At 31.0% G+C, this 7686-nt stretch carries 6 protein-coding genes; 3 read left to right on the top strand and 3 right to left on the bottom strand.

Annotation, left to right across the window (positions count from 1 at the left end):
• The coding region (gene bshC / locus RMN92_RS02035) for a bacillithiol biosynthesis cysteine-adding enzyme BshC (protein ID WP_309607797.1) at positions 1-1536 on the bottom strand (1536 nt) is incomplete at its 3' end.
• Positions 1537-1760: 224 nt separating this feature from the next.
• Here bshC and RMN92_RS02030 point away from each other — a divergent pair.
• Positions 1761-3968 (top strand): radical SAM protein, encoded by a 2208-nt coding sequence (locus tag RMN92_RS02030; protein ID WP_309607796.1) that lies wholly within the window; start codon positions 1761-1763, stop codon positions 3966-3968.
• Here the strand turns inward: RMN92_RS02030 and RMN92_RS02025 are convergent.
• Complete coding sequence (locus RMN92_RS02025; protein WP_309607795.1) at positions 3963-4652, bottom strand: response regulator transcription factor; 690 nt, start codon at positions 4650-4652, stop codon at positions 3963-3965. The genes RMN92_RS02030 and RMN92_RS02025 overlap by 6 nt on opposite strands.
• A gap of 14 nt (positions 4653-4666) precedes the next feature.
• A complete protein-coding gene (locus tag RMN92_RS02020) occupies positions 4667-5902 on the bottom strand; it encodes a HAMP domain-containing sensor histidine kinase (RefSeq protein ID WP_309607794.1) in 1236 nt (411 codons plus the stop codon).
• Between the two features lie 173 nt (positions 5903-6075).
• Between RMN92_RS02020 and RMN92_RS02015 the strand changes: the two genes are divergently transcribed.
• Both RMN92_RS02015 and prfA read left to right on the top strand, forming a co-directional pair.
• A complete protein-coding gene (locus RMN92_RS02015) occupies positions 6076-6459 on the top strand; it encodes a DUF1573 domain-containing protein (RefSeq protein ID WP_309607793.1) in 384 nt (127 codons plus the stop codon).
• Positions 6460-6612: 153 nt separating this feature from the next.
• Positions 6613-7686, top strand: a complete 1074-nt coding sequence (prfA, locus tag RMN92_RS02010; protein WP_309607792.1) for a peptide chain release factor 1 — start codon at positions 6613-6615, stop codon at positions 7684-7686.

Raw genomic sequence — 7686 nt, 5'->3', positions numbered from 1 at the left:
ATAACCATATTCTAGATAAAATTCCGAAAAATTTGCTTTTCTTTCCTGTAAACTTTGATTAGGAAACAATTCATTTTGCAAAGAAAATAAACGTTCAAGTTGTTCATTATGAACTCTTTTCTCGGCTTTTAGCAAACGCTTCTCTAAATTTTCTAGACCTTTAATTTGCTTTGTTTCTTGTGCTTTGACAGCGCCAGTAAATGATTTGTCGGTTTGGTTTGCAATAGTATATAAATTTTCAAATTGCTTTTTCAAATGTGCTTTTTGCTCTGAAAAATCAATCGTAAATTGAGATAATTCTTTGGTTTTTTTATTATATAATTCTTGCTGATTTAAAAATAAATCTTCCCACGATAAATCTAATTTTTCCGCTTTATCATGTTGTTTTTGAGTAGCCAATAATACAGAATTTCTAACCAACAACATTGGGAAAGTAACATTATGATAATCAAAGTTTGATTTTAGCTCTAACCAATAAGCAATTTCTCCACCGCCACCAATATAGCATAAATTAGGCAAAATCACTTCTTGATATAAAGGGCGTAAAATTACATTTGGACTAAATTTTTCAGGATTTGAATCCAATAATTTTAAAATTTCAACTTCAGAGAATTCAATTTTAGTATTATTGATTTTATATATTTCATTTTCAAAAATAATGCGTTCTCGAAGATTATCTTCAATATAAAACAAATTAATTTCTCTTGGGTTGACTTGTATTGAATAATTTTCTAATTTTTCATTAGATTCATTTACATTTTTAAAAGAAGATTGGTGTAATAGTTCGTCTTTCATAATATTTTTATATTCCGATTTCAATGAAATATCATCACCATCAAGAATCACCAATCCTTGTTCTCCAAATAAAGTATTCGCTAAATGTCGTGTTGCATCAGCAAGGGTTTTATGTTTTAAATAACTTTCTGTAAAAAGATTTTTGAGGAAATTTCCATTCTCGCTCGAATTGAGTTCTGACGCAAATAAATTAAAAACTTCTTGTAAACCTTCTGTAGTCAATCTTCCAACTGGTCCAGTAGAATTAATATTCCATTGTATTTTTTTACCTTTAAAAGTAAAATGATTGATTTCTTGAAAGTCATGATCTTCGGTGGCCATCCAATAAATAGGAACAAAATTATTAGATGGATATTCTTGTTTTAATTGTTTACATAAATTAATCGTTGAAACAATTTTATATAGAAAATATAGAGGTCCAGTAAATAAATTTAATTGATGTCCGGTGGTAATTGTGAACGTTTTTGAATCCTTTAAAAGTTCAATATTTTGTTTGGTTGCCTCAGAAATTTCAAAATTTTGATACTGATTTTTTAATGAATTTACTAAAACTTTTCTTTTGTTATTGAAATTGTCATTGCCATTGAAATTGCTTTCTTTTTCTTCAATTTGAGCTTTAAAATCTTCAATTTTTGGAAAATTATTGTACAACGACTGTAATTCTGTTTTCTCATTCAAATAATCAACAATTAGGTTTGAAAAATATCCAGAATCTTGATAACTAATACAGTCGTTTGGCATTTTATGGTTTGTTTTAATTTTTAGTAAATTTAAAGAAAAAATTAACTAAAAAAATACGTTTAACAATTGGTTATGATTTCTTTTTTAATTAAAAATGATTGTTTTTAATTGGTTTAATTTTTTTTTATTTTTTTTTAAATTGAAGTCAAAATATGAAAAAGAGTAACATTTTACCTTTAAGTTGTATTCTTTAAACCTTACTTTTGCAAAAACAAAATTTTTAATTGAAAGACCTCCTTCTCATAACGCCACCATTCACACAACTCAATACGCCGTATCCAGCCACGGCTTATCTGAAAGGTTTTTTGAATACCAAAAACATTTCGGCTTTTCAAATGGATTTGGGCATAGAAGTCATTTTAGAATTGTTTTCAAAAAAAGGATTAGAGAATATTTTTAATACTTCCAGCTGTCAGCCTGAACTTGTCGAAGGACAACCTACAACCTACAACTCACAACGAATTTTAAGTCTTCAACACGATTACATCAAAACAATCGATAGTGTCATTTTATTTCTACAAGGAAAAAATCCAACATTAGCCAGACAAATTTGTTCAGGCAATTTTCTTCCAGAAGCGGCTCGTTTCGAGCAATTGGACGATCTAGATTGGGCTTTTGGCAATATGGGAATGCAAGACAAAGCCAAACATTTGGCAACTTTGTATCTCGAAGATTTATCCGATTATATTGTCGATTGTGTCGATGAAAATTTTGGCTTCAGCCGATATGCTGAGCGTTTAGGCAGAAGTGCCAATTCTTTTGACGATTTATACAACGCTTTACAACAACCCAAATCTTATATCGATGAAATCACTTTAAGACTACTCAAAGCAAAAATCGAATTGGTACAACCCAAATTATTATTAATTTCTGTTCCTTTTCCAGGAAATTTATATTCCGCTTTCCGTTGTGCACAGTTTGTCAAAAAACATTTTCCTGATGTAAAAATATCCATGGGTGGCGGTTTCCCAAATACAGAATTACGCTCATTAACAGATGTTCGGGTATTTGAATTTTTTGATTTTATCACTCTAGACGATGGCGAACTTCCTGTAGAATTAGTATATGATTCTATCTGTCACACTGAGCTTGTCGAAGTGTCTTATAAACGCACTTTTATCCTTGAAAATAATCAAGTCGTTTACAAAAATAATACCACAATACCCGACTACAAACAATCCAATGTTGGCACGCCAGATTATTCAGATTTACATCTAGACAAATACATTTCAGTAATAGAAATTGCCAATCCAATGCACAGTTTGTGGAGCGACGGTCGATGGAACAAGCTCACCATGGCGCACGGTTGCTATTGGGGAAAATGTACTTTTTGCGACATTTCTTTAGATTACATCAAATTGTATGAACCCGTTGCCGCCAAACTAATCGTTGATCGAATAGAAGAATTAATGGATTCTACAGGCGAAAACGGATTTCATTTTGTAGACGAAGCTGCGCCACCAGCCTTAATGCGTGAAGTTGCATTGGAAATCATCAAACGTAAACTAACAGTAACATGGTGGACAAATATTCGTTTTGAGAAAAGCTTCACGCAAGATTTGTGCTTTCTGCTTGCACAATCTGGTTGTGTTGCCATTTCAGGCGGATTGGAAGTCGCATCAGATAGATTATTGAAACTCATTGACAAAGGTGTAACCGTTGAGCAAGTGGCACAAGTAACCCGAAATTTTACCGAAGCTGGCGTCATGGTTCATGCTTATTTAATGTATGGCTATCCAACCCAAACCATTCAAGAAACAATTGACAGTCTAGAAATGGTGCGCCAATTGTTTGAAGCTGGTATTTTGCAATCAGGATTTTGGCATCAATTTGCTATGACTGCGCACAGTCCAGTTGGAATAAATCCTGAAATTTTTGGTGTAATTCCAGAACAAAACAATATAACATTTGCCAATAATGATATTAATTTTACAGATAAAACTGGAATAGATCACGATAAATTTAGTTTTGGACTAAAAAAATCATTGTTTAATTACATGCACAATATTGGATTCGATTTCGAACTGCAAGATTGGTTTGATTTCAAAATTCCGAAAACCAAAATTGCAGATGATTTTATTGTTTCATGTCTTGAAAAATCTGATAATTTCAATATAAAATCAACTGCTAAAATTATTTGGTTAGGCGGAAAACCAATTGGTGAAGAATTTACAAAATCAAAAAAAGGAAATTCATGGCAAATGACAAAACTTACTTTTCATGACAGAAAAGAAACTTTCGAAATTTTATTAGAAAAAGAAAAAGCGGATTGGCTGGTTACTAATTTGCAAAAAGTTTCTATTTCAAATTTTAAAACGACTACTTTCAATGAATTGAAAATAGATTTTGAAACACATTTTGAGGATTTTGAGTTGTTTTGGTACTCAAAACCTATCAATACTTTGAGAGAATTTGGGTTGTTGGTTTTATAATTCTAGTTTAAATTTAAACCCAATGCCATGCAAATTTTCAATAGCAATTCCATTTTCGTTTGCCAAAATTTTTCTTAGTCTCGATATAAAAACATCTAGACTTCTACCCATAAAATAATCATCGTCGCCCCAAAGTGATTTTAAAATTTCTTCCCGCTTTAAAACGATATTTTTATTGTCCAGAAAAAGTTTTAAAAGTTCCGATTCTCGTTGGGTTAAATTTATTTTTTCATCATCATTAAAAACCAAATAGTTATCTGAATCAAAATTATATTTCCCAATTGAATACTGATGATTTTGTTTGATCAAATTTTTGTTTGAACGTTTCAAAAAAACTTCAATTTTTAGTATCAATTCCTCAATGCTAAAGGGTTTTACCAAATAATCATCGGCACCCAATCGCAATCCTTTTAGTTTGTCTTCTTTCAATGTTTTTGCAGATAAAAATATGATAGGAATATCTGTATTTATTTTTCTAATTTCTGTTGCCAATTCAAATCCGTCCATTTTTGGCATCATAATATCAAAAATGCAAATATCAAAATTTTCTTTTTTGAAATTTTCCAAGCAAGAATTTCCATCAGAAAAATGAAAGATGCTGTAACCACTTTGTTCCAAATTGTCTTTGGTCAAATAGGCCAGCGTTTCATCGTCTTCCGCATACAAAATTTTAATTTTATTCATATTCCACATCTACTTTATGTTAATCTTATTGAAGTTGTAATGCCATTTTCTGGATTATTTTTCACAGAAATTTTCCATTGGTGTAAGGTGCAAACTTTTTTCACATAGTACAATCCCAAACCAAAACCATCGGTTTCATTGCTTTTTTGATTTGAAATACGATAAAATTTATCAAAAATAAATGGCAAATTCTTTTCAGAAATTCCAATGCCGTTATCAATAATTTCCAATAAGAAATGTGTGTATGTAATAGAAATTTTTATAGTAATTTCAGGGGTTGAATCGCAATATTTTATAGAATTGTCTATTAAATTATAAACCAAATTAGAGAAATGAAAAGCATCAGCATCAATACTTATTTTTGGCAAAATGGTTTTAATTTTTACATCAATGTTTGAATATTTTAATTTTATATCTTCAATGACACCTTCAATTATTGGCGCCACTTCTAGCTTTTGTTTATCCAAAACCATGGGAACATTATCCCATTTTTCAATATGCCTATTCAATTTATTACTTTGATTGATAATGATTTGGGTATATTTTTCAAGCTTTTCATCTTTAACTATTGCTTCTTGTTTGTTCAAATAATTGGAAGCAATCAAAATGGAAGACAATGGTGTTTTGAATTCGTGAGTCATATTATTAATAAAATCACGTTGCAATTCTGAATATTTTTTTTGTTGGATAATAGTGTAAATTGAATATACATAAACCAACAAAATGACAATTAATGCCAGCGAAAGTATAAACCAAAATTTAAGAGAAGAGAATAAATAAGAAGTTTGACTCGGAAAGCGAATCGCAAAATAATAAACCAAATTTTTATGTTTTGGAAAATAAACGGTTGCTTTTTTCGAAGCATTATTTGCTGACGAAATGTAGTTTCCGTAAACCATTTCATCACTTTGACAATTGTACATGGCGTATTCAAAATCTGTAATTAAATTTATTTTCTTAAATTCCTGATTAAGATAAAATTCTAAAATTTCGGGTTCAAAATCATTATCAATATTGACTATATAATAATCATTCGAAATTTTCTTAATCGGATTTTCAGTTGGAATCTCATGATTATCACTCTTATATAAATGCTTAACTACTTCTAGCAAAGCAATATGTGCTTTTTGAGAAAATTTCTTTTCTTCGATATTAAAAGCTTCTTTAGTCCATAAAAGTTGGGCAATCAAAATGCCAATAATGGCTACTAGACCAAGAATAATAATGCTATTAAGTTTGTTTATTTTCAATTAAAGTTCTTTTTATTTATCCAAATTTACTCAAAATTTCTCTAGCGAATCACTATTAACAACTCGTTAACAAACATTTGAAATCGGTTAACAACACACGTCTAATTCCTGTATTAATTTTGAACTATCAAATTTGACAAATCAATTTTATTAATTTATTAAACTTTAAAATCATGAACACAATTAAAATTTCATTTTTAGCATTAACATTAGGATTAATGTCGTTTGCTACACTTTCTACAATTTCCTGGAAAAGCGAAACTATCGATGTGGGAGAAATTTCTCAAAATAAACCAAAAGCCATTGTTTTTGAATTCAAAAATACTGGAAAAACTGATGTTGTTATCACAAATGTGCAAGGTTCTTGCGGTTGCACAGCAACGAATTATACAAAAACACCAATTAAAGCTGGAAAATCTGGTATAGTTACAGCAACTTATAATGCTGCCAATTTAGGTGCTTTTACAAAAACAGTTTCTGTTACTACAAATGCAGAGGCAACTCCAAAAGTTTTGACTTTGAAGGGCGTTGTCAAAAGTGTAATAAACGCTGGTTAATACTAACAAATAAATTTCAACAAAATCCAAATCTTAATCGATTTGGATTTTTTGTTTTGTAGAAAATTGTACTAACTATAAAAATCTGAAAAGGTAAATCTGTAGTATGCAATCTTTTTTGTACTTTTGCACTCCAAATAAAGGAAAGAAAAAATGTTAGACAGACTTCAAATAATAAAACAAAAATTTGACGAAATATCTGATTTGATAATTCAGCCAGACGTAATTGCCGATCAAAAGCGATACGTACAGCTCAATCAGGAATACAAAGGATTGAAAGCACTCGCCGAAAAACGCGACGAGTACGTTTCAATAATGGCAAATATTGACGAAGCCAATGAAATAATATCTGATGGTAGTGATGCCGAAATGACAGAAATGGCAAAAATGCAACTAGATGAAGCCAAAGAAAGATTGCCAGAATTGGAAGAAGAAATAAAATTTTTGCTTATTCCAAAGGATCCAGAAGATGCCAAAAACGTCATGGTAGAGGTTCGTGCAGGAACTGGTGGAGACGAAGCATCTATTTTTGCTGGCGATTTATTTAGAATGTATACCAAATATTGCGAAAACAGAGGTTGGAGAACTTCTGTAGTCGATATGAATGAAGGAACTTCTGGCGGATTCAAAGAAGTTATTTTTGAAGTTTCTGGCGAAGATGTTTACGGCACTTTAAAATTTGAAGCGGGAGTTCATCGTGTGCAACGTGTACCACAAACAGAAACACAAGGTCGGGTTCATACTTCTGCAGCAACAGTGATGGTTTTGCCTGAAGCGGAAGAGTTTGATGTGCAAATTGATATGAACGATGTTCGTGTCGATTTTTTCTGTTCATCAGGACCAGGCGGACAATCAGTAAATACCACAAAATCTGCTGTTCGGTTGACACATATTCCAACTGGATTGGTGGCGCAATGTCAGGATCAAAAATCACAACATAAAAATAAAGACAAAGCATTTGGTGTTTTGCGTTCTCGTTTATACGAACAAGAATTGGCGAAAAAGCAGGCAGAGGATGCTACAAAACGTACTTCGCAAGTAAGTTCAGGTGACCGTTCTGCAAAAATTCGTACTTATAATTATTCACAAGGACGCGTCACAGACCACAGAATTGGTTTGGATGTTTTTGATATGGATGGTGTGATGAATGGAAAAATTCAAAAATTTGTTGACGAACTTCAATTGGTTAATAATATGGAAAAATTGAAGGAGAGTGAGATTTTTTAA

Source organism: Flavobacterium sp. (assembly GCF_031363805.1).
Classification (GTDB): domain Bacteria; phylum Bacteroidota; class Bacteroidia; order Flavobacteriales; family Flavobacteriaceae; genus Flavobacterium.
The sequence above is the reverse complement of the archived record's forward strand: the minus strand, read 5'-3'. Positions and strand labels throughout refer to the sequence as shown.